Source organism: Marinicauda pacifica, assembly GCF_004793635.1.
GTDB lineage: Bacteria > Pseudomonadota > Alphaproteobacteria > Caulobacterales > Maricaulaceae > Marinicauda > Marinicauda pacifica.
The window spans coordinates 603280-630041 of the sequence record NZ_SRXV01000003.1; the positions used below are offsets into that span (position 1 = coordinate 603280).

Annotated in this window: 27 protein-coding genes; 20 read left to right on the plus strand and 7 right to left on the minus strand. The window is 64.0% G+C overall.

The features are described from left to right. Positions 1–90 precede the first annotated feature (90 nt). Both hslV and E5162_RS12795 read right to left on the minus strand, forming a co-directional pair. Positions 91–639 carry an ATP-dependent protease subunit HslV gene (gene hslV, locus E5162_RS12790; protein WP_135945638.1) on the minus strand — a complete coding sequence of 183 codons (549 nt, stop codon included), beginning with the start codon at positions 637–639 and terminating at the stop codon, positions 91–93. Positions 640–728: 89 nt separating this feature from the next. Further along, positions 729–1247, minus strand: coding sequence for a L,D-transpeptidase family protein (locus tag E5162_RS12795; RefSeq protein WP_135945718.1), 519 nt, complete (start codon positions 1245–1247; stop codon positions 729–731). A 419-nt stretch (positions 1248–1666) separates the two neighbouring features. Here E5162_RS12795 and E5162_RS12800 point away from each other — a divergent pair, with 419 nt between their 5' ends. Next, positions 1667–2350 (plus strand): response regulator transcription factor, encoded by a 684-nt coding sequence (locus tag E5162_RS12800; RefSeq protein WP_135945639.1) that lies wholly within the window; start codon positions 1667–1669, stop codon positions 2348–2350. Here E5162_RS12800 and xth read toward each other — a convergent pair. The 4 genes from xth to E5162_RS12820 all read right to left on the minus strand — a co-directional run bounded on the left by xth (position 2347) and on the right by E5162_RS12820 (position 7418). After that, positions 2347–3159 carry an exodeoxyribonuclease III gene (xth, locus tag E5162_RS12805; RefSeq protein ID WP_135945640.1) on the minus strand — a complete coding sequence of 271 codons (813 nt, stop codon included), beginning with the start codon at positions 3157–3159 and terminating at the stop codon, positions 2347–2349. The two genes, E5162_RS12800 and xth, sit on opposite strands and share 4 nt — an antisense overlap. A 26-nt stretch (positions 3160–3185) precedes the next feature. Then, complete coding sequence (locus tag E5162_RS12810) at positions 3186–3899, minus strand: hypothetical protein (protein WP_233342178.1); 714 nt, start codon at positions 3897–3899, stop codon at positions 3186–3188. A gap of 243 nt (positions 3900–4142) precedes the next feature. After that, positions 4143–6209 carry a putative bifunctional diguanylate cyclase/phosphodiesterase gene (locus E5162_RS12815; protein WP_233342217.1) on the minus strand — a complete coding sequence of 689 codons (2067 nt, stop codon included), beginning with the start codon at positions 6207–6209 and terminating at the stop codon, positions 4143–4145. Between the two features lie 195 nt (positions 6210–6404). After that, positions 6405–7418 carry an adenosine kinase gene (locus E5162_RS12820; protein WP_135945642.1) on the minus strand — a complete coding sequence of 338 codons (1014 nt, stop codon included), beginning with the start codon at positions 7416–7418 and terminating at the stop codon, positions 6405–6407. Positions 7419–7623: 205 nt separating this feature from the next. On the opposite strand from E5162_RS12820, the gene E5162_RS12825 reads away from it, so the two are divergent. After that, complete coding sequence (locus E5162_RS12825) at positions 7624–8520, plus strand: ATP-grasp domain-containing protein (protein ID WP_135945643.1); 897 nt, start codon at positions 7624–7626, stop codon at positions 8518–8520. Here E5162_RS12825 and E5162_RS12830 read toward each other — a convergent pair. Continuing rightward, positions 8517–9152, minus strand: a complete 636-nt coding sequence (locus tag E5162_RS12830; RefSeq protein ID WP_135945644.1) for a hypothetical protein — start codon at positions 9150–9152, stop codon at positions 8517–8519. The genes E5162_RS12825 and E5162_RS12830 overlap by 4 nt on opposite strands. A gap of 74 nt (positions 9153–9226) precedes the next feature. Between E5162_RS12830 and E5162_RS12835 the strand changes: the two genes are divergently transcribed. The 18 genes from E5162_RS12835 to infB all read left to right on the plus strand — a co-directional run bounded on the left by E5162_RS12835 (position 9227) and on the right by infB (position 26731). After that, positions 9227–9700, plus strand: coding sequence for a universal stress protein (locus E5162_RS12835; RefSeq protein ID WP_135945645.1), 474 nt, complete (start codon positions 9227–9229; stop codon positions 9698–9700). Between the two features lie 73 nt (positions 9701–9773). Further along, entirely contained in the window at positions 9774–10334 is a 561-nt protein-coding gene (locus E5162_RS15165; RefSeq protein ID WP_135945646.1) for a NifU family protein, read from the plus strand. A 111-nt stretch (positions 10335–10445) separates the two neighbouring features. After that, a complete protein-coding gene (locus tag E5162_RS12845; protein ID WP_135945647.1) occupies positions 10446–11096 on the plus strand; it encodes a malonic semialdehyde reductase in 651 nt (216 codons plus the stop codon). Between the two features lie 26 nt (positions 11097–11122). Then, positions 11123–11773: a tRNA (adenosine(37)-N6)-threonylcarbamoyltransferase complex dimerization subunit type 1 TsaB gene (gene tsaB, locus E5162_RS12850; protein WP_135945648.1), complete on the plus strand. Its 651-nt coding sequence runs from the start codon at positions 11123–11125 to the stop codon at positions 11771–11773. After that, positions 11770–12219, plus strand: coding sequence for a ribosomal protein S18-alanine N-acetyltransferase (rimI, locus tag E5162_RS12855; RefSeq protein WP_233342176.1), 450 nt, complete (start codon positions 11770–11772; stop codon positions 12217–12219). Before tsaB ends, rimI begins: the two co-directional genes overlap by 4 nt. Before the next feature lie 156 nt (positions 12220–12375). Continuing rightward, positions 12376–12750 carry a Fur family transcriptional regulator gene (locus E5162_RS12860; protein ID WP_135945721.1) on the plus strand — a complete coding sequence of 125 codons (375 nt, stop codon included), beginning with the start codon at positions 12376–12378 and terminating at the stop codon, positions 12748–12750. Between the two features lie 143 nt (positions 12751–12893). Then, positions 12894–14309, plus strand: a complete 1416-nt coding sequence (gene miaB / locus E5162_RS12865; RefSeq protein WP_135945649.1) for a tRNA (N6-isopentenyl adenosine(37)-C2)-methylthiotransferase MiaB — start codon at positions 12894–12896, stop codon at positions 14307–14309. Continuing rightward, on the plus strand, positions 14306–15295 hold the full coding sequence (locus E5162_RS12870; protein WP_135945650.1) for a PhoH family protein: 990 nt from the start codon (positions 14306–14308) through the stop codon (positions 15293–15295). Before miaB ends, E5162_RS12870 begins: the two co-directional genes overlap by 4 nt. After that, on the plus strand, positions 15295–15762 hold the full coding sequence (ybeY, locus tag E5162_RS12875; RefSeq protein WP_135945651.1) for an rRNA maturation RNase YbeY: 468 nt from the start codon (positions 15295–15297) through the stop codon (positions 15760–15762). The genes E5162_RS12870 and ybeY overlap by 1 nt, the downstream gene beginning before the upstream one ends. Further along, complete coding sequence (locus tag E5162_RS12880; RefSeq protein ID WP_135945652.1) at positions 15759–16637, plus strand: hemolysin family protein; 879 nt, start codon at positions 15759–15761, stop codon at positions 16635–16637. Before ybeY ends, E5162_RS12880 begins: the two co-directional genes overlap by 4 nt. Before the next feature lie 2 nt (positions 16638–16639). Next, on the plus strand, positions 16640–18223 hold the full coding sequence (gene lnt, locus E5162_RS12885; RefSeq protein WP_158291304.1) for an apolipoprotein N-acyltransferase: 1584 nt from the start codon (positions 16640–16642) through the stop codon (positions 18221–18223). 97 nt (positions 18224–18320) lie between these two features. Then, positions 18321–18758, plus strand: coding sequence for a helix-turn-helix domain-containing protein (locus tag E5162_RS12890; protein ID WP_135945654.1), 438 nt, complete (start codon positions 18321–18323; stop codon positions 18756–18758). 82 nt (positions 18759–18840) lie between these two features. Then, positions 18841–20013: a methionine adenosyltransferase gene (gene metK, locus E5162_RS12895; protein ID WP_135945655.1), complete on the plus strand. Its 1173-nt coding sequence runs from the start codon at positions 18841–18843 to the stop codon at positions 20011–20013. Positions 20014–20115: 102 nt separating this feature from the next. Further along, complete coding sequence (trmB, locus tag E5162_RS12900) at positions 20116–20805, plus strand: tRNA (guanosine(46)-N7)-methyltransferase TrmB (protein ID WP_135945656.1); 690 nt, start codon at positions 20116–20118, stop codon at positions 20803–20805. A gap of 177 nt (positions 20806–20982) precedes the next feature. Further along, positions 20983–21543 carry a ribosome maturation factor RimP gene (gene rimP, locus E5162_RS12905; RefSeq protein ID WP_135945657.1) on the plus strand — a complete coding sequence of 187 codons (561 nt, stop codon included), beginning with the start codon at positions 20983–20985 and terminating at the stop codon, positions 21541–21543. Positions 21544–21566: 23 nt separating this feature from the next. Then, positions 21567–23342: a transcription termination factor NusA gene (gene nusA / locus E5162_RS12910; protein WP_135945658.1), complete on the plus strand. Its 1776-nt coding sequence runs from the start codon at positions 21567–21569 to the stop codon at positions 23340–23342. Further along, on the plus strand, positions 23339–23992 hold the full coding sequence (locus E5162_RS12915) for an RNA-binding protein (RefSeq protein ID WP_135945659.1): 654 nt from the start codon (positions 23339–23341) through the stop codon (positions 23990–23992). The genes nusA and E5162_RS12915 overlap by 4 nt, the downstream gene beginning before the upstream one ends. 144 nt (positions 23993–24136) lie before the next feature. Beyond that, on the plus strand, positions 24137–26731 hold the full coding sequence (gene infB / locus E5162_RS12920; protein WP_135945660.1) for a translation initiation factor IF-2: 2595 nt from the start codon (positions 24137–24139) through the stop codon (positions 26729–26731). The last annotated feature ends 31 nt before the right edge of the window (positions 26732–26762 follow it).

Genomic DNA, 26762 nt, shown 5'->3' on the forward strand with positions numbered 1-26762 from the left:
TGATGCGCGTCTTTCCGCTGGCGGTTGGTGGGCTGTCCTGTCGAGAGTGAATAAGTCTACAGCCCGCACCGCCTCGGGTGGAGACATTCGCTACAATGTCTCCACTGTCAGGTTCTCGTTGGAGAAGACGCAGATTTCGGCTGCGATCTTCATCGCCTTGCGGGCAATGGTCTCGGCGTCCGACTCGTAGTCCATGAGGGCGCGAGCCGCCGACAGCGCGAAATTGCCGCCCGACCCGATCGCGGCGATGCCATGTTCGGGTTCGAGCACGTCGCCGGCACCGGTCAGGATGTAGGTTTCATCCTTGTCGGCCACGATGAGCATGGCTTCGAGCCGGCGCATGTAGCGATCCGTGCGCCAGTCCTTGGCAAGCTCCACGCAGGCGCGTGCGAGCTGTCCGGGGTGGCTTTCAAGCTTGGCTTCGAGACGCTCGAACAGGGCAAACGCGTCGGCTGTGGTGCCGGCAAATCCGGCCACGACCGAGCCACCCGCCAGAGGGCGCACCTTGCGTGCCGTCGCCTTGACGATCGTATTGCCGATGGAGACCTGGCCGTCGCCCACCAGGGCAAGCGCCCCGTTCTTGCGTACGCACAGAATGGTCGTGCCGCGCCATCCGGGAAACTGGCGTTCTTCGCTCATCGCGCCTGTCCTTTTATCCTACTGTTTTCAAATGCCAGCCTCGATGTGGCCGGTCGCCGTGCCCGCTTCAAGTCGGACAAGCCCGGCTTTCACACCGTGATCTCGAGCCGGTCGCCGGGCGAAACCTTGCCCAGCACGTCGATCAGGTCCTCCTTTGCGAGCGCCACGCACCCCAGTGTCGGCGGATAGCCGGGCTTCGCACAGTGCAGGAAGATCGCCGATCCCAGCCCGGGTACCGGCGGATCGTCGTTATGACCGAGAATCACGACGATGTCGTAGAGCTCGTCCTGACGCTGGAGCGTCTCGCAACTGGCCGCATAGGGCAGGCGTACCGGACGGTTATAGGCGGGATCTTCGGGAGAATCGCACCAGCCATCCTCCGGCTGTGTCGGATCGATCACGAGCCGGGTATGGGGCCGGGCCAACCGATCGGGCCGGAAGAGCGCGCGCCGGATTGGCCAATGGCCGACGGGCGAGGCGCCATCGCCCTCGCGCTTGTCTTCGGCAGCGACCAGCCCGTTCTTCCCGAGTGCGCACCGCACGCGGGTCAGCTTATCGGGTGTGGGTCCGTATTCGAACCAGCCGTCTTTGGTGGCGCGCAGAATCATGAGCGACAGGCTTACACGCGCGCGTCCGGCAAGGCGAGACATCGTAAGCCATGCCATTCGGCGGGTCTGGTCGCAGCGAAGGTTTAAAAAAGAAGAAGGAAGACCGCGGTCCAGGCCTGCGCGAGCTGCCGCTCGCTCTTCAGACAGAGCGGGTCGGCGCGGGACGCCCGGCTCGCCGGCGCGAAACCGCCGATTCCGCGGATGTCCCGCCACCGCCCCCACCACGGGGTGTTGCCCTTTCACGATGGGCTCACAATCTTTTCAAGCAAGTCCGGGGCCGAGTTGGTGCTAGAAGCAGGTCTCGCATAATCGAGCAATTTGATGCGGCGCCATCCTCGACGCGGCAAGAATTGCCCGGCAATTTTGTCTCGACGGGAAAACTCTGCCTGGCCAAGGCCGGCAAGATCACAGGAGCTGACATGGCGGCCAAGCGAACGGTGCTGATCGTGGACGACGACGCGGACCTGCGCGACGCCCTGGCCGATCAATTTTCTTATGACGACGAGTTCGCCGTGCTGACGGCCGATTCGGCAAAGCCTGGAATCAAGCTGGCACAGGACGAACAGGTCGATATCGTGATCCTGGATGTCGGTTTGCCGGATATGGACGGGCGCGAGGCGTGCCGCATCCTGCGCAAGAATGGCGTGACCAAGCCGGTTATTCTCCTGACCGCGCAGTCGGGCGATGCAGATCACGTGCTGGGCCTGAGGTCGGGCGCGAGCGACTTCATCGCCAAGCCGGTCAGCTTTGTCGTCCTGCTGGAACGTCTGAACACGCATCTGCGCCGTCACGAACAGAGCGAGGATGCCGTGCTCCAGCTCGGCCCGTACCAGTTCAAGCCCTCCATGAAACTGCTCCTGGAGGGCGACCGGAAGGTCCGCCTGACCGAGAAGGAAACCAATATCCTGAAATACTTGTACCGCGCTGGCGGAGAGACGATCGCCCGCGAGGAATTGTTGGACAAGGTCTGGGGCTATCACCGCGAGGCCAACACGCACACGCTGGAAACCCATGTCTACCGGCTGCGCCAGAAGATAGAGCCGGAGGGATCGAAGGCCCGGCTCCTGGTCACGGAGAGCGGCGGCTACCGCCTGCAGCTTTAAAGGTGCAGGCGCAGCGTGACCGGGGCATGGTCGGACGGCTTTTCCCAGTCGCGCGTATGGTCCCAGACGGTGAAGGCCGATCGTCCCGCTGACAGCGCGGCTGCGCGGAGCGGCGGGGTCACCCAGATATGGTCGAGGCGGCGGCCGCGATTGGATTTACGCCAGTCGCGGTTGCGATAGCTCCACCAGGTGAAAATTTTCTCATCCTCGCCAGCAAGGGCGCGGGCCACGTCGATGAAATCGGCCGCCGCTCGAACCCGCTCCAGCCCTTCCGTTTCAACCGGGGTGTGGGAGACGACTTTGAGTAGTTGCTTGTGAGACCAGACATCGTTTTCGTGCGGCGCGATATTGAAATCTCCGACGGCGACGATGTCTGGATCCTCCCGGGAGCGGCGCGCAAAATAGGCTTCAAGCTTCTCCAGAAAATCCAGCTTGTGCGCGAAGCGCGGGTTGATCTCCGGGTCCGGCTCGTCGCCACCCGCCGGAATGTAGTAGTTCTGGATCTCGATCCCCTGGACGCGCACGCGCTGGGCCCGGGCCTCCAGCCTGGAGCAGATCTCCTGACCGTCGAGCGTCTCCATCGGCAGGCGCGAGACCGTGGCCACCCCATGCATGCCCTTCTGGCCGGTGACGTGGACATGTGGGTAGCCCATCTGGGCGAATGCCTTGTAGGGGAATTGATCTTCCTGGCACTTGATCTCCTGCAGGCAGATCACGTCAGGATCGGCCTGCTCGGCGAAATTGGCGACGAGCGGCGCGCGCAGGCGTACCGAATTGATGTTCCAAGTAGCAATGGTCAGCCCGCTCACGACCGGCCTCCTTCTGGACTATCTGATCAGAGAATATTGAGGGTGGCGCCGGCCAGGCCCACCGGCCAGCGTCCGCGTACATAGAGACGCCAGCGCGCCAGGAAGGGGTGCGGGGGTTCCTGGTCCTCGGCTTCGGCCAGAAGCACGAGCACCGCGCCATTGGCGGCCTGGACCAGCCCGCCCGCTGCTGCGTTGATGACGGATTCGTCGAAGACGTCGTCAATTGCGCCGGCCGCCTCTGCGGCCTCGCGCGCTATTTCTCCGATCTTCGACGCCACCAGCATCTGCGCGGCCTGTAACGCTTCTTCGTCCAGCCGCGCCAGCGCGGCTTCGACAAGACCGGTGCGGATCATTTCTTCGGCTTCCCAGGCGCCGCCATCGACGTCGCCGGCTTCCGCGGCTGCGATCGCGTCCTCCCAGTCGCCCAGGCTGGCCGGCTCGGCCTCAGGAAAGCCCAGCCCGTCGAGATAGGCGCGGGCCAGTGTCATCTCGCGCCGGTCGAGCGGCTCGCCGAGGCGGGAAAAGAAGGCGGGGTCCTTGATGCTCTCGGCAAAGGCGCGAGCCTTGTAGAGCAGGGGTATTTCATCGAGCAGACGGGCCACGATGTCTTCGCTGCCCGCTGCGCCGCCGTCGCTGGAAGGGTCGAAATCACTCATGCCCGCTATGTAGCGTGCCAGATCGCCCGACCATAGCGCAAAGCTGCGATCCTCGGCCGTCTGGCTTCGGGACGTCTTCTGCAAGCGCGCTTCAAGGGGGAGCGGGGTATGCCCGGCGGCGGAAGGGGGAGGCCCGCCGCCGGGCACTTTACCGCGAAGGGGATCGCGGCTGCGGGCAAAACATCTGAGCGCGCAGCGGGGGGACGGCGCCGCGTCAGAGCTTCAAGGCCTGCAGCGACATTTATGACACGGACCAGCGCGTTTGTTCAATTAAATTCGAGAAAGGATTTGTAAGTGTGATTTTTGACACAGGCGGCGCGCGTCGGCCTATTGCGCGATTCGCGCCGCCGCTGCGTTTTCCGGCTCGGCAAAGCGCACCAGGTCGGGCAAGGGCATCGGGCGTCCGAACAGATAGCCCTGGGCCAGGGTGGCGCCCTGTCCGCGCAGGAAAGCCAGCTGTTCGGTCGTTTCCACGCCCTCGGCAACCGTTTTCAGTTTCAACGACTTGGCCATGGCCAGAATGGTTTCCACCACGATCTTCGCGTGCGGGTCGCTTTCCATGTGACGCACGAAGCTCTGGTCGATCTTGAACACGTCGAATGGCATGCGCGTCAGATAGGAGAGCGAGGAATGGCCCGTGCCGAAATCGTCGATGGCGAAGGTCACGCCCAGCTGGCGCAGCGGTTCGATCTGGTGAATTACGCGCTCGGGATCGCGCATCGCCGTGGATTCGGTCAGTTCCAGCTCCAGCAGGTGAGGCGGCAGACCGCTGGAGTTGAGCGCGTCGAGCACGGTGTCGGCAAAGCCTTCGCTCTCGAACTGCATCGCCGAAACGTTGACCGCGACCGGATAGGCCATGCCCTGCCTGTAGAGCTCGGCAAACTGGGTGCACGTCCGGCGCAGGACATAATCGCCGATTTCCCCGATCAGGCCGCACTCTTCGGCAGCCTGGATAAAGGCGCCCGGGGACAGCAGGCCCGCGGTCGGGTGCTGCCAGCGCACCAGCGCCTCGCAGCCGGCAAAGCGGCCGTCAGTCATGAAGACTTTGGGCTGGTAGTAGACGACCAGCTGCTCCTCGCGCACGGCTTCGCGCAGCTCGTTCTCCAGCACCAGACGCTCGAATGCGCTCTGGTTCATCTTAGATTCGAAGAATTCGTAGGCATTCCCGCCTGACCGCTTGGCGGTGGCCATGGCAAGATCGGCGTGGCGCAGAAGCGTTTCGGGGTCGGAGCCATCGCGCGGGAAAAGCGCGACACCGACCGACAGGCCGAGGAAGACCTGGTGACCGGAAATCTCGAACGGGCGGCGGATCGCATCCACGACCCGATGGGCAACCCGGGCCGCATCGGCCGGGTCGGAGAGGGTGGGCAGGAGCAGGGTGAACTCGTCCCCGCCCAGGCGCGCCACCATGGAGGGCTCGCGCCCCTCGCCGTTGGAAAGATCCCAGGCGCGCGCCGCTTCACGCAAGCGGCGGGCGACCGCTTCGAGCAGCCGGTCGCCCTCGCCGATACCCAGCGAGTCGTTGACCCGCTTGAACCGGTCGAGATCGAGGAAAAGAACCGCGCCGCCATCGGCATCGTCATCCTGGGCGTGCGCGCAAACGCGCTCAAGCTCCTTGCGGAAGCGTTCACGGTTGGGCAGCTCGGTGACCATATCGACATAGGCCAGACGCTGGATGCGCTTCACCGAGGCTTCGAGGCGGCCGAACATGCGGTTGAAGGAGTTTGCGAGCACTTCCAGCTCGTCGCCGGTATGCACGTCGATGCGCAGATCCAGCTTGCGCGAGGAGGCCAGGCGCGCCGCTTCGGTGAGCGTCTTGATCGGGCCGAGGGCCTGACGCACGGCCAGGGCGACCAGCGGCAGGAAGATGAGCATGGATCCCAGGCCGATGATCGCCTGACGCAGCAGGAGTTCGCCGGCGGGGCGGGCCACGGCTGCGATGGGAACGGTCACATGGGTCGCGCCAGCCAGACGGCCGTCGGCGAAGATGGGCGCGGCGATCTGAATGGTGCCGTCGGCGATCATCATGCGGCTGTCGACCGCGCCGATCGCGCTCTGCAACAGATTCTCGCTAGCGCGCACGCCCAGCGCGGGCACACCCGGCCCGGCCGCGCCGATGACTTCGCGCATCGCGTCGACCACATAGACAGAGGCGACATCCTCACGTCCGGCAAATTCGCGCAGCCGTCCGTTGAGGCCGGCGCGATTATCTGCGCCCAGCTGACCGGAAATGCCGTTGGCGAACAACTCGGTGATCAGGCTCGCATGGACCTGGCTGGAGCGGTGATTGTCCCGCACCGTGGACTGGTACTGGATGACCACCAGCATCGAGATCGCGGCTATCAGGATAATCCCGCACAGCACCGTGAACTTCGCTACGAGTGAGCGCATCATCCTTGAAACGGCATGTCGAATCGGAGCCATGCAGGACCCATCGGGCAAGACTGGTTAGGACTGCACGGACGACAAAATCGGCCCACGCACGTCACGCTGGACGTGGACAATCGGACAATGTGCTGAAAATCGCGTTAAGGCTGGCGCTACCCGTCGTTAACACTTTGACGGGCACGCCAGATTCGCATTTCGAGCCTAGTCGAGGGGGGCGGGAATCTCGATCCCGTGCCTGGTGGCGAGCGTCTTCAATTCGACCTCGGGGCGCGCGCCCATGTGGGAAATGATCTCTGCTGCGGCGATCACGCCAAGCCGGCCGCAGGTTTCAAGATCGGCGCCGCGCGCCATGCCCAGAAGGAAGCCGGCGGCGAACTGGTCGCCCGCCCCCGTAGTGTCGACCAGCTGCGCGACGGGTTCAGCCGGGACCTTCACGGTCGTCTCGCCAGAGACGATGACGGCGCCCTTTTCAGAGCGCGTGACAGCGGCAACGGCAGCTTCCTCGCGAACGCGGGAGAGCGCGGTATCAAAATCGTCGGTCTCGTAGAGCGATTTGAGCTCGTCCTCGTTGGCAAACAGAATGTCGATGTGGTTGTCGACGAGCTGGCGGAAGCTTGCCCGGTGGCGATCGACGCAGAAGCCGTCGGACAGGGTCAGCGAGACCTTGCGGTTGGCCGCCTTGGCGATCTCAGCCGCGCGGACGAAGGCGCGCTTGGCTTCTTCCCGGTCGAACAGATAGCCCTCGAGATAGGTGATGTGGGCAGCCTCGATGCGCGACTTGTCGAGATCCTCGTCGGAAAAAAAGGTCGATGCGCCCAGAAAGGTGCACATCGAGCGCTGCGCGTCTTCGGTCACATTGACCAGACAGCGCGCGGTAGCCGCCCCGCCGACCAAGCGCGAGGTCTGGTAGTCCACGCCGATGGTCCGGATCTCGCGGTCGAACGTGTCGCCCAGCGCGTCCTCGGCCACCTTGCCGATATAGGCGCCGCGTCCGCCGAAGCTGGCGATGCCGGCGAGCGTGTTCGCGCCAGAGCCCCCGGAAATTTCGGTACCTTCGCCCATCGCGGCATAGAGCGAGGTCGCCTGGTCTTCATCGATCAGGGTCATGCCGCCCTTTTCGATGCCGTGCTCGACGAGGAAGTCGTCGGAGCAGCGGGCGATCACATCGACAATGGCGTTGCCGACGCCAAGCACGTCGTAGCGGGTCTCGGTCATGGTGGGTCTCGGTATCCTGACAGAAAGAAGGAAAAGGCATGAAAGCGCAGCTGGACTTAGCGTGCTCCTTCCATGACCTCAACCGCACCGGTCCCGACCGGGCTGTCACCGCGCGCATCGGATGGACGAAGGCGTTTGACTTTCAAGGCCGATTGCCAGAGCAAGCCGGGGCAGTTTTTTATCCTCGGTGTCCGGGAGCGTTGCGGTGACGCGTATTGCCTTTCTCATATCCGGCGACATGGTCGCGGGCCATGCCCAGGAGCGCGGCGACCAGTATGAATTCGAGCTCGAGTTTGCAGAACTTGAGCCGGCCTGCCGGGCCCAGGGCTATCACCTCGAGCCGGTCGTATGGGACAGCGGTTTCGACGCGTCACAGTTCACGGCCATCGTCATCGGAACGGTGTGGGATTACACATCCAGGCCGGAAAAATTCCTGCGAGCACTAGGCGATTGGGAAAGCCAGTGTCGGGTGCTGAACAGTTCGCGGACCGCAGAATGGAATATGGACAAGCGCTATCTTCAGGCGCTGTCAGAGGCTGGCATTCCGGTCATCGACACGGTCTGGGCCGACCGTGCCGACGAGACGGCCATCACGCAGGCATTCGCGACGCTCGATTGCGACGAGATCGTCGTCAAACCGCTTGTGGGCGCCGGCGCCTGGCGCCAGGCTCGGATCAAGCGCGCGGACCCGCTGCCGCCGGCCGAAGACCTGCCGCCGCGGGAGGCGATGATCCAGCCCTTCCTGCCGAGCATTGCAGAGGAAGGCGAGTACTCGCTGATCTTCTTCGAAGGCAGTTTCTCGCATGCCGTTCTCAAACGGCCCCGGTCCGGCGATTACCGCGTCCAGTCGGTTTATGGCGGCGTCGAGCAGACCCATACCGCCACCCCGGATCAGATCGCGGTGGCAAGCGACATCCTGGCTGCCGCGCGCGAGCTCTGCGGCGAGCCCGGTTTTCTCTACGCCCGGGTGGACATGGCCCGCGGTCTGGACGGCTTGCTGAAGCTGATGGAGCTGGAGCTGATCGAGCCCTATCTCTACCCTGAACAAGGTCCGGGCATGGGCGCGCGATTCGCTCAGGCGCTCAAGGCCCGGTTGGGCTAGTCTGGAGACGCCCGACCGGCATCCGGCTCCGGCGCGCGTTCGAACCGGGCGATGAGCTGGTCGGGATTGTAGGGTAGCGGTACTCCAGGCCGGAAGACCCAGGCCAGATAGCCGCCGATGACGATGAAGGGCAGAGCCGCCGCCGCCAGCATCGCACTTCCGGCCACACTCAGCATGTAGCCGGCAAAGACCACGCCGCCCGTTGCAAGGCTCAAACCTGCCGCGCCCATGATCAGCCGGAAACCCAGCGTCTGGCCTTCCACGAAGCGCACAGCGAGCTTTCTCGGCTGCAGCGCCTTGTGAAGCGCGAGAACCAGGCCGCGAAATTCGACCGCGTTATTCTGCCAGCTGCCCGGTCCCGACAGGCTCCGGCTTCCGAACACGATCTGTGTGGATTTGGAGGCGACCCGGCACACGACCTGCGTATCGCGGCCGGCCATCTCCACCGACATGCGAACCTGCGTCACGGAGTCCAAGCGGATGCGCTGAAGGGTTTCCCCAGGTTCGCAAACCTCGATCCGGTCACCATAAAGGCGCACTGAGCGAGTCTTGCCGGTGAGGCTGCGCCGGTCTTCGAGTTTGGCCAGCGCCCGGTCTTCTGCGCCTGTCTCGTCCAAGGTTGGTGCGCTCATTGCAGCCTCGTTTTGCTCTTCGGTCTGCTTCGCGCCCTCTTGCAGAAGCGTCAAGAAGCAGTCACCGTCCCGTCATGGACGATATCCGCAAATTTCTGGTCATTGCCGACACCAGTGAAGAATCAGCCAACGCGGCCTACTTCGCGGCGCGCCGGGCCAAACATAGCGGCGGCCGGGTCACATTGCTGACCGTGGTGGAGCCGACGAATTTCGAGCACTGGCTGGGCGTTGGCGAAACGATGCGGCGCGAGGCGACCGACGCGGCCGAAGCCGCCCTGGAATCGCTGGCCGAGGACGTGGAGGCCGAAACCGGTACCCGGCCGGAAATGCTGCTGCGCGAGGGCGAGCTTCTGGTCATGTTGCGAGACGTGATCGAGGCCGATCGCCAGATTGCGGTGCTGATCCTGTCGAGCTCGAAAATCGATGACACGCCCGGACCGCTTATTTCCACAATGGCGCGCGGGCGGGGCTTGTTCACCGGACGCAAAATCCCGGTCACAGTGGTCCCCGGAACGCTGTCTCGCGAGGAGATTGACCGGCTGGCCTAACCTGCGCGCTTGAACCGGACGGTGAAAACCGCCACCTGAGGGACAAGGAACGATACAGAGAAGGCCCGGCCCTATGTTCATCCAGACCGAAGAAACGCCCAATCCGCATACGCTGAAATTCCTGCCTGGCCAGGACGTGTCAGCGGACGAGCCGCGCGACTTTCCTACACCCGAAGATGCCGAGAACTCCCTGCTGGCCAGGGAGTTGTTCCGCGTTGATGGCGTCACACGCGTCTTTGCCGGCGCCGATTATGTGTCCGTGACCAAAGATCCCGCAGTCGAGTGGATTCACATGAAGCCGGCAGTTCTCGGCACGATCATGGATGTGATCCAGTCGGAGAGGCCGCTGTTCAGCCGCGAGGAGTCCGGCGGCCACACCGAATATACCGGTGAAGCGGCCGGGGTGGTCCGCGAGATCAAGGAAATCATCGACACGCGGGTGCGCCCCGCCGTGGCCCAGGATGGCGGCGACATCACATTCCACGATTACGACGAGGCGTCCGGAACGGTCCGCCTGACCATGCGCGGCGCCTGTGCCGGTTGTCCCTCCTCGACCGCGACCTTGAAACAGGGCATCGAGAACCTGTTGAAGCATTATGTGCCCGAGGTCAGCTCGGTCGAAGCGGTTCTTTAGACCGGCCGGTCCGGCTTCAGCCTGCAGCCACCCTTTCGCGGCCTGTTCGCTGTGCCGCGTCGACATTCAATCTATTCTTGTCCCCTGAACGGCTTGATCGAAGGAGTTCCCATGCCAGAAACCGCTCACGCAGACAGCGCCCCGCTCGCTCTGGAAGATCGTCACGGCGTCCTGCCCGACCATGCGCTCGACCAGCTGTTTCGCGGCGCGCGGACCTTCTATTCCTGGGAAGAACGCGATGTCCCGGATACAACGCTCTACGCGCTCTACGACCTGCTCAAGTTTGCGCCGACAAGTGCAAACCAGAGCCCGGCGCGTTTCGTCTTCCTGAAGGGCGAGAGCCAGGAGCGCCTGCGCGAGCACCTGATCGAGTCCAACGTAGACAAGACGCTGTCGGCGCCGGTGACGGTTATTGTGGCCTGGGACTGGACCTTCCACGAGAAGGTGCCCGAGCTCTTCCCCCATGCGCCCGAGGCCAAGGACTGGTTCGAGAGCGAAGATGCACGCTTTGAAAACGGCTTCCGCAATGGTTCGCTGCAGGGCGCCTACCTGATCATGGCCGCGCGTTCGCTCGGGCTCGATTGTGGTCCGATGTCTGGCTTCGACAAGTCCGGCGTCGACAAGGAATTTTTTGAAGGCGATCCGGAGATGGGAAGCTGGCGTTCCAACTTCCTGTGCAATCTGGGGTATGGCACGACCGATAAGCTGTTCCCGCGCTCTCCGCGCCTCACCTTCGACGAGGCCGCTCGGCTGATGAAATAGCCGGCAGAGATGAGCACCATGACGCCATGACAGTTCTGGTGATCGATACCACAGGCCCGTGGTGCGCCGCGGGCCTCGTCGGGCCGGATGCAGCCTGGCACGAGGCTGGAGAACCGATCGGCCGCGGCCATGCCGAACGTCTGGCGCCAATGGTCCAGGCTCTGCTCAAGCAGGCCGGGATAGTGCCGGGTGCGCTGGACCGGATCGGTGTCGCAACCGGCCCGGGCAGCTTTGCCGGAACACGCGTGGGCGTGGCGTTCGCGCGGGGGCTGGCGCTGGCGACGGGCGCCAAGGCCCTCGGCATTTCCTCCCTGCAGGCCTGGGCGCGGCGGGCGGACCCGGATCGTCACTGGAGCGTCGCCGCCATTCACGATGCCCGCCGGGGCGACCTGCTGTGGCAGGTATTCACCGACGGGGCGCCGGTCAGCGGGGTCGAACGGGGCGGGGTTGAGGATGCGCGTGCGGCCCTGAGCGCCTATGGCGATATTCACATGACCGGCTCGGGGGCCGTCCTTCTGGGTGCGGACCCGGCTCATTTCATCGTGGAGCCGCCCCTGAAGGCGCTTTCTGCGTTGACCGGGGAGGCGTCGCATGACGCTCCGCCGCCGGCACCGCTCTACGCGCGCCCGCCCGATGCCAAGGTGCCGGGTGGACGCGATCCGGAGCCGGTAGCGTGAGCGCGCCGGTGAAACCTTCATTCGACACCGGCCTTGAGGGTGCTGCCCTGCTCGCAGCGCTGCACGAGACCAGCTTCGACCGGCCGTGGAGCCAGGCCGAGATGCGCGATCTGCTCGCCTCGCCCGGCGTCAGGGCGTTGGTCATGAGCGAAGAGGGCGAGCCGGCCGGATTCGCGCTGGTGCGTGCCGTTGCCGGGGAGAGCGAGCTTTTGACCCTGTGCGTGCGCCCGCAGTTTCGCCGGACCGGGCTGGGCCAGTCGCTTCTGGAGGGGGCTGAAGCGTTTGCGGCGGCTCAAGGGGCGGAGCGGATTTTTCTTGAGGTTTCAGAGCGCAACAATGCCGCCATCAGACTGTACGAGGCTTGCGGCTACACCACGTGCGGGCGACGCAACGCCTATTACCCGGACGGGGCCGACGCCCGGATTCTCGAGAAGATGCTGGGCTGAACGAGGACGGGTGGCTGACGCGGCTATGGACAGAGCATCGCGCGTGCCGGTATCACTCTAAACCAATTGACGATCGGCGTGACGCCTGCCTGCTCTTCAACGGAGGACACCTTGCCAGACCGGATTGAGAAGCTCTGCATCGACAAGGGTCTGCGCATGACCGAGCAGCGCCGCGTTATCGCGCGCGTCCTGTCGGTGTCTGAAGACCACCCGGACGCGGAAGAACTTCACCGGCGGGCCTCGGCCGAAGATCCGCGAATCTCGCTCGCCACGGTCTACAGAACGGTGCGCCTGTTTGAAGAGGCCGGGATCATCGAGCGGCATGATTTCCGCGACGGACGCTCCCGCTATGAGGAAGCGACCGAGGACCATCACGATCACCTGATCGATCTGAAATCGGGCGAGGTGCTGGAATTCGTCGACGAGGAGATCGAGCGTCTGCAGGAAGCGATCGCCAAGAAGCTTGGCTACAAGCTGGTCGATCACCGTCTCGAACTGTACGGCGTTCCTCTCAAGAACGACGAGGCTTGAGCGCGGAGACCGCGTCTTGCACCTGCGCCCCCTTTCGCAGGACGCGCGTTGTCGTTAGATATTGAGCTGTGGATAAGCCCGCGCGACCTCCGTGCGGGCTTTTTGGCCTTTTGACATGCCGGCAGGGAGGCCGGCCCGCACGCATGACCGATAGCTCGACGTCCGAACCCGAAATGTCCGCTGCGGCCCGCCCGCGCAAGAAGCTGTTCATCAAAACCTACGGGTGTCAGATGAACGTGTACGACTCAGACCGCATGCGCGATGTCCTGACCCCGCTCGGCTACGAGCCAGCGGACCGACCGGACGATGCCGACCTGGTCATCCTCAACACCTGCCATATCCGCGAGAAGGCTGCCGAGAAAGTCTATTCCGAGCTTGGCCGCCTGAAGCCGATGAAGGAAGAGAAGGCGGCGGCCGGATCTTCGATGACGGTCGCAGTAGCAGGTTGCGTGGCCCAGGCCGAGGGCGCGGAGATCCAGCGCCGGGCGCCCGTGGTCGATCTGGTGGTCGGTCCGCAAACCTATCACAAACTGCCCGAGCTCATTGCCAGCGTGCACCGCGGCCGGGGCGAGGGTCTCGATACCGAGTTCGAGGTCGAAGACAAGTTTGACGCGCTCGCCATTCCCGACCGCCAGATCGAGGGCTATTCAGCCTTCGTCACCGTGCAGGAAGGCTGCGACAAGTTCTGCACCTTCTGCGTGGTCCCCTATACGCGGGGCGCGGAGTGGTCGCGTCCGGTCGACCAGATCGTGGCGGAGGTGCGGGCCCTCGCGGCCAAGGGCATCCGCGAAGTGACCCTGCTGGGTCAGAACGTCAATGCGTATCACGGCGCGGCGCCGGGCGGCCGCGAGGCCGAGGGTAGCTGGGGGCTGGGCCAGCTCGTGCGTCACCTGGCGCTGATCGGCGGTATCGAACGTATCCGCTTCACCACCTCGCATCCGCGCGACATGGATGACGACCTGATCGCCGCCTTCGCGGACGAGCCCAAGCTGATGCCCTACTTCCACTTGCCGGTGCAGTCGGGATCGGACCGGATCCTGCGCGCGATGAACCGCAAGCACAGCGCGGCGGAGTATCTCGACGTGATCGCTCGCATGCGCGAGGCGCGCCCGGACATCGCCATTTCCGGTGACATGATCGTCGGCTTTCCCGGAGAGACCGAGGCGGATTTCGAGGCGACGATGGATCTAGTCCGCCAAGTGGACTACGCGGCCTGCTTCTCGTTCAAGTATTCGCGCCGGCCGGGCACGCCAGCCGCCTCGCTCGGGGGTCAGGTGGACGAGGCCGTGGCTTCGCAGCGCCTGCTCCAGCTCCAGGCCCTGCTCAACGAACAGCAGGAAGCGTTCAACCGGTCCACGATCGGCCGCACCTTGCCGGTCCTGTTCGAGCGCAAGGGCCGGCGCGACGGCCAGATCGGCGGGCGCAGCCCCTACCTGCAGGCCGTTCACTGCGACGGTCCGGCCGAGCTTATCGGCCAGATCGTCGAGGTCGAAATCGTGGCCGCATCCAGGAATGCCCTGGCGGGCCGCCTGTCGGGCGGGAAACGGAGCGCCGCGTGAGCCGTTCAGCCAAACCGCGCAGACCCCGCCGCGCCGCAGCCGAGACCGTGCACTTCGAGGACGGAGAGCAGGTGCGCGCTGTCGCCGGGCCCGGACACGAGAACTTCGCCATTATCGAGCGCGAGATCGGCATCCGCCTGGAGGCGCCAGGCGGCGGCCAGATCGTGATCACCGGCGACGATGCGCGTGCGCGCACGGAAGCCAAACGCGTGCTCAACGCGCTCTATGCCCGCGCCGGCGACGGTCTCCAGATCGACCCGGCCGAAGTGCGTGCCGCCACGCTGATGGGCGACGATGCGCCGGACAGCGAGATTGATGCCGTCATCCGCGTGCCGCGCGGAACCAGTTTTGCCGGCCGCACGGACGGGCAACGCGACTATATCCGCATGCTCAAGAACGAGCGGGACTACGATATGGTCTTCGGTGTCGGGCCTGCAGGCACCGGCAAGACCCTGCTCGCCGTGGCTTACGGCGCAGCCCAGCTGGCACTCGGCGAGATCGAGCGGCTGGTCATTACACGGCCTGCGGTCGAGGCTGGCGAGCGTCTCGGCTTCCTGCCCGGCGATCTGAGCGAAAAGATCGATCCCTACCTGTTGCCGATCTGGGATTCGCTGCGCGACGCGCTTGGCCAGAAACTCTCCGACAAGATGCGCGAGGAAGGCCGGGTCGAGGTCGCCCCGCTCGCCTTCATGCGCGGCCGGACGCTGAACCGCGCCTTCGTCATCTGCGACGAGGCGCAGAACGCGACCGTGGCCCAGATGCGCATGGTGCTGACCCGGATGGGCGAGGGCTCGCGCATGGCGATCACCGGGGATCCCTCCCAGACGGATTTGCACCCCCGGGACCCGTCAGGCCTGGCCCATGCGCTGAACATTCTCGAGGGCGTGCAGGGCATTGCGATCCATCGCTTCACACGCAAGGATGTGGTCCGGCACGATCTGGTGGCCCGGATTGTCGATGCCTATGAACGCGCGGATATGAAGTGATGAGTGAGCCGCTGTGTGAGTTCGTGACCGATTACGACGCCTGGACCGAGATCGACGACCTCGAGGCGGTCTGCGAACGCGCCATACAGATCGCAGCTTCACGCATGACGGAGCGGCGGCCGGGCACGGCGGTTATCCTGTTTACCGGCGACGAGACAGTCGAGGTCCTGAACGGTCAGTACCGCGCCAGGCCGCGACCCACCAACGTGCTGTCCTTTCCCGCGCCCGAGCGCGAGGGATATCCTGGTGATATCGCGCTGGCCTACCAGACCTGTGTTGCCGAAGCGGGCGCGGCCGGTATTGCGTTACGCGATCGTGCCGCCCATCTTGCCCTTCATGGTTTCCTTCATCTCAATGGGTATACCCATGATGAAGACGCCGCCGCAGAAGCCATGGAAGCGCTGGAGACAGCGGTCCTGGCCGAACTCGGCATTGCCGATCCCTATTTGATACCAGAACGACAATGAGTGACGACGACCCACAATCTCGAAGTTTGTTCGCCCGTTTCCGCGGTGCGCTTGGCGGCCGCAACGGATCGGGCGAAACACCCCTGCCAGCAGACCCTGCTCCGGTGACGGAGAGCGCCCTGCTGGCCAATGCGCAGGCTTTCGACCGGCTGCGTGTCAGCGATGTGATGGTGCCGCGGGCCGATATTACCGCGGTTGACGTCGAAACGCCGCTGCACGAGCTGGCCGTCATCTTCTCCAATGCCGCGCATTCCCGCCTTCCGATCTATCGCGATACGCTCGATGATCCGATCGGGGTGGCTCACATCAAGGATGTGATCACGCATCTGACGGGCGACGAGCACGGAAATCGGTCCACCAACTGGGCCGAGCTTCAGATTCTGCCGCAGATTCGCCGCCCCCTGCTCTACGCTCCGCCCTCCATGCGCGCGACCGATCTGCTGCTGCGCATGCAGAGCCGGCGGATGCACATGGCGCTGGTGGTCGACGAGTTTGGCGGCACGGACGGTCTTGTGACCCTCGAGGACCTGCTTGAGCCCATTGTCGGCGATATCGAGGACGAACACGACGAGACGCTGACTCCGGCGATCAAGGCCAAGGGCCCGGATGTCTGGGAGGCCGACGCTCGCGCTGCCATCGAAGATTTCGAAGAAGTGGTGGGGCGCGATGTCGCTAGCGAGGAGGAGGAGCAGGATGTCGATACGCTCGGCGGTCTCGTCTTCATGCTGGCCGGCAGAATTCCCGAGCGCGGTGAGGTGATCCGTCACCCGTCAGGTTTCGAGTTCGAGATTCTCGATTCCGATCCGCGCCGCATCAAGCGCCTTCGTGTCCGCCCCTACCAGGTCGAGACTGAAGCCGACCTCGTCGGCAAATAGGCGTGGTGTCCCCGGCCCAGGCGTGGCGGAGAGGGCGCGCCCGGCTGCGAACCCTGGATTGCCGCGCGTCAGGGGCCCTCCTCTTCCTGGCCGGCGCGGTCTCCTCCCTCGCATTCGCGCCCTTCCATATCCAGCCCGTGTATCTGGCCGGCCTGTGCCTGCTCATTTTCATGCTGGACGATGCGCGCACCAAAGCGCGTCCGGTCCGGTCGGGCCTGTATCGGGGCTGGATGTTCGCGGCGGGCCTGTTTCTCGCCAGCGTGTACTGGGTCGCCAACGCCTTTATCGAGCGCGGCGAACCCTACGCCTATTTCTTCTGGGTACCGCTTATCCTCATGCCGGCCGGGCTCGCCTTGTTCTGGGCCCTCGCCAGCGCAGCCTATGTGCGCCTATCGCGGCGGGGCCCTGTGCGGGTGGTTCTGTTCGCGGCTCTGCTGACACTCGCTGAATATCTGCGCGCGCACATCCTCTCCGGCTTTCCCTGGAATATTCCCGGCCAGGTCTGGATTGCTGGCGAGCCGATCAGCCAGACGGCAAGCGTGATCGGGATCAACGGGCTTTCGGCACTGACGCTTCTGACCCTTTCAAGTCCGGCCGCTCTGAGCGGGAGCGGCCGGACGCCGGTCCGCTTCCTCGTGCCTGCCGCTGCCGTGATTGCGCTCGCGGGCCTGTTCGCGTTCGGCGCAATCCGGCTGTCGGCAACCGACATCGAGGAAACCGGGGCCGAGCTCAGGATCGTGAAGCTTGGTCTCGCTCAGTCGGAACGCGACTACGAGGCCCGAGCGGCGATCCTGGATGAGTATCTCGCCCTGTCCGCGTCACCGGGACTGGAACACATGTCTGCGGTCGTCTGGCCGGAGGGTGCTGTTCCGGGCCTGATCCTGCGTGAGCCGGAGCTGGTATCGCGCATTGGCGAGACGCTCGGACCGGTTCCCCTGATACTGGGCACCGCCCGGGTAGAGACCGGGGCGCGTCCCTATCTCTACTATAACTCGCTCGCCGTTCTCGACTGGGTATCGGGTGAGCCGCGCCTCAGCGCCGTTTATGACAAGGCACGCCTTGTTCCTTTCGGCGAAGGCAATCCGATCCGGAATCTAACAGAAATTTTAGGTTTTACTTCGCTGTCTACAAACTCGCCTTTTTATACCCCGGGCGAGGGAGCCAGCGTGTTGGAAGTTAACGGTCTACCACCTTTCTTGCCACTCATTTGTTATGAGGTGATTTTCCCCGGGTTCATCCGCGGTGCACAATCAGAAGCCGCATGGTTGCTGAATATTTCGAATGATTCCTGGTACGGCCAAGCCTCCGGTCCATATCAGCATTTCAATATTGCCCGGTACCGCTCAATCGAGACTGGCCTTCCCATGGTCCGGTCAGCCTCAGCGGGAGTCTCCGGACTGGTTGATCCTCTCGGGCGAGGAACACAACTTACAGGACTTCAATCCAGCCAAGCGCTAGATATCCGGTTGCTTGCAGCGATAGCCAAACCGTTCTACGCGACCCATGGTGATTCACCTTGGGTTATCGCATTTATCGTAATGCTGCTTTTGATTCATGCGCCGCGGATTTACGCGCGACTTGGGTAACCTTGGCGCAAGGCGGTATCAACCGAGGCGCGTTTCAGGCGCCGAGACTTGTAGAGTTTGAGTCTTCGTCCAGATTGGTCACAAGGAATAGCCGATCATGAGCACCAATCCCCGCGGCCCGAATGCTGTCGACCGTCATGTCGGATCGCGCGTGCGCCTGCGCCGCCAGCTCTTGAACATGAGTCAGGAGAAACTGGGCGAGGAGCTGGGTGTCACATTCCAGCAGGTGCAGAAATACGAGCGCGGGGCCAATCGCATCGGCGCGGGGCGTCTGTGGAATCTGGCCCGCGTGCTCGATGTTCCTGTCTCCTTCTTTTTCGAGGGCGCCAGCGAGAATGCCGGCCAGTCGGGATTTGCCGAAGGCGACCAGACGCCGATTATCGACGATTTCATCCAGTCTGCAGACGGCGTTCAGTTGGCTCAGGCCTTCGCTCGTATCCGCGATTCCAAGGTGCGCAGGCGGATTCTCGAGCTTGTCAGAACCCTCGCGGCTGAAGAAGCCGAGGCCGGCGCGGACGAGAACGAAGAGGTTTAATCGCGTTCCGCCCTTGCTTTCGGGGTCACGAAAGGCTTTAAAACGGCCATATAAAGCAATCTTTATATGGGAGCCCGAAATCGTGGCGCGATCCAGCTATCTCTTCACCAGTGAATCTGTCTCAGAAGGACACCCGGACAAGGTATGCGACCGTGTCTCCGACACGATCGTCGATCTTTTGCTGTCCAAGGACCCGGTTGCGCGCGTGGCGTGCGAAACTCTGACGACGACCAATCAGATCGTGCTGGCCGGCGAGATTCGCTGCGCGGGCGACATTGATGACGGCGAAATCGAAGCGGCAGCCCGTCAGGCCGTCAAGGATATCGGGTACGAGCAGGATGGCTTCCACTGGAAGCATGCCCGCTTCATGAACCTGCTTCACGAACAGTCCGCCGACATTGCCCAGGGCGTGGACGAAGGCTCGGGCAGCTTTGAAGAAGAAGGTGCGGGCGACCAAGGCATCATGTTCGGCTTCGCGACCGACGAGACGCCGGAATTGATGCCGGCGCCGATCGTCTATTCGCACCAGATTCTCAAGGAAATGGCGCGCCTGCGCAAAACCGGCGAGCGCCCGGAGTTCGAACCGGATGCCAAATCGCAGGTCACGCTGAAGTACGAGAACGGCAAACCGGTTGCCGTGACGTCCGTGGTCGTCTCCACCCAACACCGCGACGGCGTGTCGCTCGATGATATCCGCGAGTTGGTCCGTCCGGTCGTTCAGCAGGTCCTGCCGGATGGCTGGTTTCCGCCGGAAGATGAGTTCTACGTGAATCCGACCGGCAAGTTCGTGATTGGCGGTCCTGATGGCGACGCCGGCCTGACCGGACGCAAGATCATCGTGGACACCTATGGCGGTGCGGCACCGCACGGCGGCGGGGCCTTCTCCGGGAAAGACCCGACGAAGGTCGACCGGTCGGCGGCCTATGTCTCGCGTTACCTTGCCAAGAATGTCGTGGCTGCGGGCCTGGCCAGGAAATGCACGATCCAGCTGTCCTATGCGATCGGGGTGGCCAAACCGCTCTCGCTTTATGTCGATACCCACGGCACCGGCGATGTGGATGAGGAAAAGCTGGAGCTGCGCCTTCGCGAGCTCGTCAATCTGTCGCCGCGCGGAATCCGGACCCATCTCCAGCTGAATCGTCCGATCTACGCACGCACGGCTGCCTATGGTCATTTCGGGCGTGAACCCGATGCAGACGGGGGCTTTTCCTGGGAAAAGACCGATCTCGTCGACGAGCTGAAGAAACTCGCCTGAACACAGCGTGTTTCACGTGAAACCGGCGGGCCGACATGCTTCGGCCCGTTGTGTGTAACTGTGCGCTTTGAAGACGCCCGCAACCTGCCTATACCGCGCGCCATGACCGATACCTCCCCTCCCGTGAAGCGGCGCCTGTTCGGACGCGCGCAGGGCCACAAGCTGGGGCCGCGCCAGCAGGCGCTGGTGGACTCGCTCCTGCCAAAGCTCGACTGGCCGGACAGGCAAGTGCCTGTCCCGTCCGAGCTCCTGCCTGGCCACGACCGCCATATTCTCGAAATCGGATTCGGTGCGGCCGAGCATCTCATCGGTCAGGCCCGGCATGATCGCGAGGCTGGTTTCATCGGGATCGAACCGTTCCTGAACGGGGTCGCAAAGGCGCTGAGCGGCATCGAGGATGAGGGGCTGACCAATGTTCGCGTCAAGCGCGGCGACGCGCGCGACGAACTCGAACGCATGCCCGATGCGGTGTTCGACCGGGTCTTCCTGCTTTTCCCCGATCCCTGGCCGAAGGCGCGTCATCACAAGCGCCGTTTCGTGCAGACCGGCACGGCGGGGCATCTGGCACGGGTTCTGAAGCCGGGCGGGCGGCTTCGCGTGGCGACCGATGTGACGATCTATGCCGATCATGCCCTGCCCATCCTGCTCGCCACGCCCGGGCTGGAATGGACCGCGCGTTCAGCCGATGACTGGCGCAAGGCCCCGGTCGATCACATGACGACCCGCTACGAGCGGAAGAATCTGGGAGACTGCGCTCCGGTCTTCATGGATTTCGTGAAGCGCCATGCGTGATGTCCCGGCGAGCTTTGCCGCCACGCAGCATCGCCATTGCCTAAACGGGTTCGGGGGAGTATAAGCCCTCTCGCAAGGTTCGTAACGCCGGATGGCGTTTCGGGCGGCTCCTGAACGGGGGCCGCTTTTTTGTTGCCCCGATCGGGGCAATCCGGTCTCAGCATTCGAAGTGTTGGCGTGAAGACAAAAACTTCTCAGGACGAAACCCTTCTGGCCCTGGCCGAGCCCATCGCCCAGGAGCTGGGCATGGAAATCGTGCGCGTGCGCGTCCAGGGCGGAAAGCGTCAGATCGCTCAGATCATGGCCGAGCGCCATGATGGCCAGATGAATGTGGAAGACTGCGCCCGGCTGTCGCGCGCAATGAATGCGGTTCTCGAAGACGTCGACCCGATCAAGAGCGAGTACGTCCTTGAAGTCTCCTCGCCCGGCATCGACCGGCCGCTGACAACGCTGGCGCACTTCGCGCGCTGGGAAGGCTTTCACGCCAAGATCGAACTTGACCGGCTCGTAGAGGGGCGCAAGCGCTTCCGCGGCGAGCTGGCCGGCATCGAAGAGGATGCTGTCCTCATCAACATCGAGAACGAAGACGAGACCGCCGTCCTGCCGTTCGCCTGGATTGCCGACGCCAAGCTCATCCTGACCGACGCCTTGATGGATGCGAGCTTGAAGGCGAGTTCTTCGAGCGCAGCCGAGGCGGCGCAATCCGAGACTATTCCCGACACTGACGACGAACAGTAAACACGAAGACGAGGAAGCCCATCATGGCCATCGGGGTCAGCGCAAACCGCCTGGAACTCCTGCAGATCGCAAAAGCGGTCGCATCGGAAAAGATGATCGACGAATCCATCGTGCTCGGCGCGATCGAGGAGGCGATCCAGAAGGCTGCGCGCTCGCGCTACGGCGCCGAGCTCGATATCCGCTGCTCTATCGATCCCAAGACCGGTGAGATGCGCCTGACGCGCGTCACGACGGTCGCCGACGAGGTCGAGAACGAAAACCAGCAGATTTCGCTGGAGGAGGGCCGCAAGCTCGACAAGAACGCCGAGATCGGCACCGAATTCGCCGAAGAGCTTCCCCCGATCGAATTCGGCCGCGTCGCGTCCCAGACCGCGAAGCAGGTGATCACGCAGAAGGTTCGCGAGGCCGAGCGCCAGCGCCAGTACGAAGAGTACAAGGACCGCGTGGGCGAGATCGTCAACGGCATCGTCAAGCGAGTCGAATACGGAAACGTCATCGTCGATCTCGGCAAGGCCGAGGGCATCATCCGACGCAACGAATCGATTCCGCGCGAGAATCTGCAGAATGGCGACCGCGTACGCGCCTTCATCTATGATGTGTCCGAGCAGGTTCGCGGGCCGCAGATTTTCCTGTCACGCGCCCATCCCGACTTCATGGCGGCCCTGTTCGCCCAGGAGGTCCCGGAGGTCTACGAAGGCATTATCGAAATCCCGCGCGTGGCCCGGGATCCGGGTAGCCGTGCGAAAATCGCCGTGATTTCCAATGACAGCTCGATCGATCCGGTCGGGGCCTGCGTCGGCATGCGCGGATCGCGCGTTCAGGCGGTCGTGAACGAGCTTGCCGGCGAGAAGATCGACATCATTCCGTTCAATCCGGACCCGGCGACCTTCATCGTGAACGCGCTGCAGCCGGCGGAAGTCAGCAAGGTCGTGCTGGACGAAGACGACCAGCGCATCGAGGTTGTGGTTCCCGACGACCAGCTTTCGCTTGCCATCGGCCGACGCGGGCAGAATGTGCGCCTGGCAAGCCAGCTGACCGGCTGGTCGATCGACATCCTGACCGAGGAAGAGGAGTCGGAGCGCCGGCAAAAAGAGTTTGCCACGCGCACGCAGCTCTTCACGGAAGCTCTTGATGTCGACGAGGTCATTGCCCAACTGTTGGCCACAGAAGGTTTTGCCGATCTTGAAGACCTCGCCTTCGTCGATCTGGAAGAGATCGCGATGATCGAAGGTTTCGACGACGATACGGCGGCCGAAATCCAGACCCGGGCGCGTGAATTCCTGGAGCGGCAGTCCGCCGAGATGGACACCAAGCGCAAGGAGCTGGGCGTCGAGGATGCGGTTCTGGAAATCGAAGGCGTGACGCTGCCGATCGCGGTGCGCCTGGGTGAAAACGACGTCCAGAGCGTCGATGATCTGGCCGGCCTCGTGCCCGACGACTTGCGCGGCTGGTATGAGACGCGGGACGGAGAGCGGGTGCGCGAGCCCGGTTTCCTGGACGGCATGAATGTCGGCGGTGACGAAGCTGAAGCCATGATCATGCGGGCGCGGGTCGCGGCTGGCTGGATCGATCCGGCCGAGCTGGAACAGGCCGAGGACGACGAGACGTCCGAGGATGGCGCGGACGAGACCGAAGCGGAGTCCGAGGACGCACCGGCGGCAGAGACGGACAGCGAACCGAGTGAGGCTGACATCGCCGATCTCGACCTGTCCGATCTGGAAGCCGAGGCCGAGCGCCTGGGCGTCGATCTTGCAGATCTCCTCGCCGCCGATGACTCGGAGGACGAAGAGGAGAAGTGAGCCGCGGCGCCAGGCACGATCGGGTGAAGACACCGCGCGAACGGCGCTGCGTCGTTAGCGGGCAGGTTCGCCCCGAGGCAGAGCTGCTTCGTGTGGCTCTGGACCCTGACGGCGTTCTGGTTCCCGACGTGGCCGCGCGTCTTCCCGGGCGTGGCGGCTGGGTCAGTGCCGACCGGGCCAGTGTGGAGAAGGCTGTTGCCAAGCGGCTTTTTTCCCGCGCGTTCGAACGTCAGGTCGAGGCTCCGCCGGATCTGGCAGACCGGTTTGAGGCGCTTCTGGAGGCACGCGCGTTATCTCTTCTGGGGTTAGCGCGCCGCTCCGGGACGCTGGCGTCCGGGTTCGATGCGGTCCGCCTGGGCCTGAAAGCCAAGGCGCGGCCGGGATTGCGGATCGAAGCGAGCGACGGCGCTCGCGACGGTCGGGAGAAACTGGACCGGCTGGCCGAGGCCATCCATCCCGGCCTGTTGGTCGTGGACCGGTTCTCCAGCGACGCGCTGGGCGCGGCTCTTGGTCGCGACCGCGTGGTGCACGCGCTGATGGCCGAGGGCTCGGAAGCGCGGGGATTGCGCCAGACGCTCCAGCGTCTGGCTGGCTTTGCCAAGCCCGATCCCGATCGTGAGGATCGGCGTGAAGGCGCAGAGAACGGTTGAAACGGGCCTGAAGCTGGCTAGGTTAGCGAGCCTTCAAGTCCGGGTCTGGTCTTACCGGACCAGTATAGTCTTGAACAAGACGGCGATGGGCGCGCGGCCGCCCCTCGGCGACCCGTCGCATAAGAGCCGCGAACAAGGACGTGCATGAGCGACGCTGACGAACGCAACACTTCCGGGCGCAAGCCCCTCTCCCTGGGTGGCAACCGAGGCGGCTCCGGCTCAGGCACGGTGCAGCAGAGCTTTGCCCGCGGCCGGTCCAAACAGGTCGTTGTGGAGAAGAAGCGCAAGCGCACTGGCGGTCCCGGCGCAGACAAGCCGGTCCAGGATGCCAAGCCGGAGACGCCGCAGACCTCCAAGGACAAGGCGCGCGCCGCGCGCGCTGCGTTGTCTGCCAAGGCCAAGCAGCTCGGTTTGTCCGAAGAGGAATTGCTGAAGCGTCAGCAGGCGATCATGCGTGCTCGTTCCGAAGCGGCCGACCGTGATGCCAAGCGCAAGGCCGAGGCCGATGAGCTTGAGCGCCGCGATCGCGAGCAGCGCGAGGAGCTCGAGAAGCAGAAGCGCGCCGAAGATGAAGAACGCAAGGCGCGCGAGGAAGAAGCGGCCCGTCTGAAAGCCGAGGAAGAGGCGCGCATCCAGGCCGAGAACGCGGCTGCCGCGATGCCGCCTGAAGATGCCGACCGTGCCAAGCCCTCGCGCAAGCCGGAGAAGGACCGCGCGCCCAAAGAGCACGACGGCGATGCCGGCGGAGACGAGCGCAGCCTGCTCGAAGAGATGGGCGGTCGCGTGAAGAAAAAAGCCGCGGCGCCGGAGAAGTCGTCCGCGACCCGCTCCAAGGAGCCCAAGCGCCGCCAGGGCAAGCTCACGATCCAGAACATCGTAGAGGACGACTCTGATCGCCAGCGTTCGCTCGCCTCGATGCGCCGGGCGCGCGAACGCGAGAAGCAACGCCGTGCTCAACAGGGCAAGGGCCGCGACAAGGTTGCTCGCGAAGTCGTCGTGCCCGAACACATCACTGTTCAGGAACTCGCCAACCGGATGGCGGAGCGCGCTGCCGATATCGTGAAATTCCTGATGCAGCAGGGCCAGATGGTGCGTGCCAACGATACGCTCGACGCCGATGACGCCGAGCTGATCGTGGAAGAATTCGGCCACACGGTGAAACGGGTGTCCGAAGCCGACGTGGAAACTGGCTTCATTTCCTCGGAAGATCCCGAAGAGAGCAAGCAGCCGCGTGCCCCGGTCGTGGCCGTCATGGGCCACGTCGACCACGGCAAGACCTCCCTGCTAGACGCCCTGCGGTCGACTGACGTGGCCGCAGGTGAAGCCGGCGGGATCACCCAGCACATCGGTGCCTATCAGGTTCAGCTCAAGAGCGGCGACAAGATCACCTTCCTGGATACGCCGGGCCACGCGGCCTTTTCCGCGATGCGTTCGCGCGGCGCCCAGGCGACCGATATCGTCATCCTCGTGGTGGCGGCCGATGACGGCGTCATGCCGCAGACGATCGAGGCCATTAATCACGCCAAGGCGTCGGGTGTGCCGATCATCGTTGCCGTGAACAAGGTCGACAAACCCGACGCCAATCCGGACAAGGTCCTGCAGCAGCTGTTGCAGTACGAGATCGTCGTCGAGCAGATGGGCGGCGAAGTCCAAGCCATACCGGTGTCCGCGCTCAAGAAGCAGGGCCTGGAAGAGCTGGCCGAAGCCATCACCCTGCAGTCGGAAATTCTCGAGCTGAAGGCCAATCCCGACCGGTCGGCCGAAGGTGTCGTCATCGAGTCCCAGGTGGACAAGGGCCGCGGCCCTGTTGCCACGGTCCTGGTCAAGCGCGGCACGCTGTCACGCGGCCAGATCGTCGTGGCCGGTTCCCAGTGGGGCAAGGTGCGTGCGCTGGTTAACGAGCGCGGCCAGCAGATGAAGGATGCCGGGCCGTCTTTGCCGGCGGAGATTCTCGGCCTGGACGGCGCGCCGGAACCCGGTGAACTCTTTGCCGTGGTCGAGAGCGAGTCCCGGGCCCGCGAGCTCGTCGACTATCGCCAGCGCCAGCGCCGCGACAAGTCCTCCGGCATGAGCTCGGGCGGAGCTTCGCTCGAGCAGATGATGGCTAAGCTCAAGGACAACGAGGTCCAGGAGCTGGCCCTGGTCGTGAAGGCGGACGTGCAAGGGTCAGCCGAAGCGATCTCGAGTTCGCTCGAAAAGCTCGGCAACGAAGAAGTGCGCGCCCGCGTGATTCACGCGGCGCCGGGCGGCGTGTCGGAATCCGACGTTCTGCTGGCCAAGACCTCCGGGTCGCCGATCTTCGCCTTCAATGTGCGCGCCAACAAGCAGGCCCGAGAGCTGGCCGAGGCCGAGGGCGTGGAGATCCGCTACTACTCGGTGATCTACGATGTTCTCGACGATGTGAAGAACACGATGGAAGGCCTGCTTGCGCCTGAAAAGCGCGAGACCTTCATCGGCTATGCCGAAGTGCTGGAAGTCTTCAATATTTCCAAGCTGGGCAAGGTCGCCGGTTGCCGCGTCACCGAAGGCGTGGTGCGCCGCGGTTCGGGTGTGCGCCTGCTGCGCAACGACACGGTCATCCACGAAGGCCAGCTGTCTACGCTGAAGCGCTTCAAGGACGAGGTCAGTGAAGTGCGCGCCGGGACAGAGTGCGGCATGGGCTTCGAGAATTATCACGACATCCAGGTCGGCGATAAGATCGAGTGCTTCACCGTGGAAGAGTTCAAACGCACGCTCTAGAGCTGCGATCTTCGCGAATGTCACGAAAAGG

What these genes read in the sequence shown, in the direction of transcription:
- hslV (WP_135945638.1), bottom strand. Translation starts at nt 639, where the DNA reads ATGAGCGAAGAACGCCAGTTTCCCGGATGGCGCGGCACGACCATTCTG.
- E5162_RS12795 (WP_135945718.1), bottom strand. Translation starts at nt 1,247, where the DNA reads ATGATTCTGCGCGCCACCAAAGACGGCTGGTTCGAATACGGACCCACA.
- E5162_RS12800 (WP_135945639.1), top strand. Translation starts at nt 1,667, where the DNA reads ATGGCGGCCAAGCGAACGGTGCTGATCGTGGACGACGACGCGGACCTG.
- E5162_RS12815 (WP_233342217.1), bottom strand. Translation starts at nt 6,209, where the DNA reads ATGATGCGCTCACTCGTAGCGAAGTTCACGGTGCTGTGCGGGATTATC.
- E5162_RS12820 (WP_135945642.1), bottom strand. Translation starts at nt 7,418, where the DNA reads ATGACCGAGACCCGCTACGACGTGCTTGGCGTCGGCAACGCCATTGTC.
- E5162_RS12830 (WP_135945644.1), bottom strand. Translation starts at nt 9,152, where the DNA reads ATGAGCGCACCAACCTTGGACGAGACAGGCGCAGAAGACCGGGCGCTG.
- E5162_RS12835 (WP_135945645.1), top strand. Translation starts at nt 9,227, where the DNA reads ATGGACGATATCCGCAAATTTCTGGTCATTGCCGACACCAGTGAAGAA.
- E5162_RS15165 (WP_135945646.1), top strand. Translation starts at nt 9,774, where the DNA reads ATGTTCATCCAGACCGAAGAAACGCCCAATCCGCATACGCTGAAATTC.
- E5162_RS12845 (WP_135945647.1), top strand. Translation starts at nt 10,446, where the DNA reads ATGCCAGAAACCGCTCACGCAGACAGCGCCCCGCTCGCTCTGGAAGAT.
- tsaB (WP_135945648.1), top strand. Translation starts at nt 11,123, where the DNA reads ATGACAGTTCTGGTGATCGATACCACAGGCCCGTGGTGCGCCGCGGGC.
- E5162_RS12860 (WP_135945721.1), top strand. Translation starts at nt 12,376, where the DNA reads ATGACCGAGCAGCGCCGCGTTATCGCGCGCGTCCTGTCGGTGTCTGAA.
- miaB (WP_135945649.1), top strand. Translation starts at nt 12,894, where the DNA reads ATGACCGATAGCTCGACGTCCGAACCCGAAATGTCCGCTGCGGCCCGC.
- ybeY (WP_135945651.1), top strand. Translation starts at nt 15,295, where the DNA reads ATGAGTGAGCCGCTGTGTGAGTTCGTGACCGATTACGACGCCTGGACC.
- E5162_RS12880 (WP_135945652.1), top strand. Translation starts at nt 15,759, where the DNA reads ATGAGTGACGACGACCCACAATCTCGAAGTTTGTTCGCCCGTTTCCGC.
- E5162_RS12890 (WP_135945654.1), top strand. Translation starts at nt 18,321, where the DNA reads ATGAGCACCAATCCCCGCGGCCCGAATGCTGTCGACCGTCATGTCGGA.
- trmB (WP_135945656.1), top strand. Translation starts at nt 20,116, where the DNA reads ATGACCGATACCTCCCCTCCCGTGAAGCGGCGCCTGTTCGGACGCGCG.
- nusA (WP_135945658.1), top strand. Translation starts at nt 21,567, where the DNA reads ATGGCCATCGGGGTCAGCGCAAACCGCCTGGAACTCCTGCAGATCGCA.
- infB (WP_135945660.1), top strand. Translation starts at nt 24,137, where the DNA reads ATGAGCGACGCTGACGAACGCAACACTTCCGGGCGCAAGCCCCTCTCC.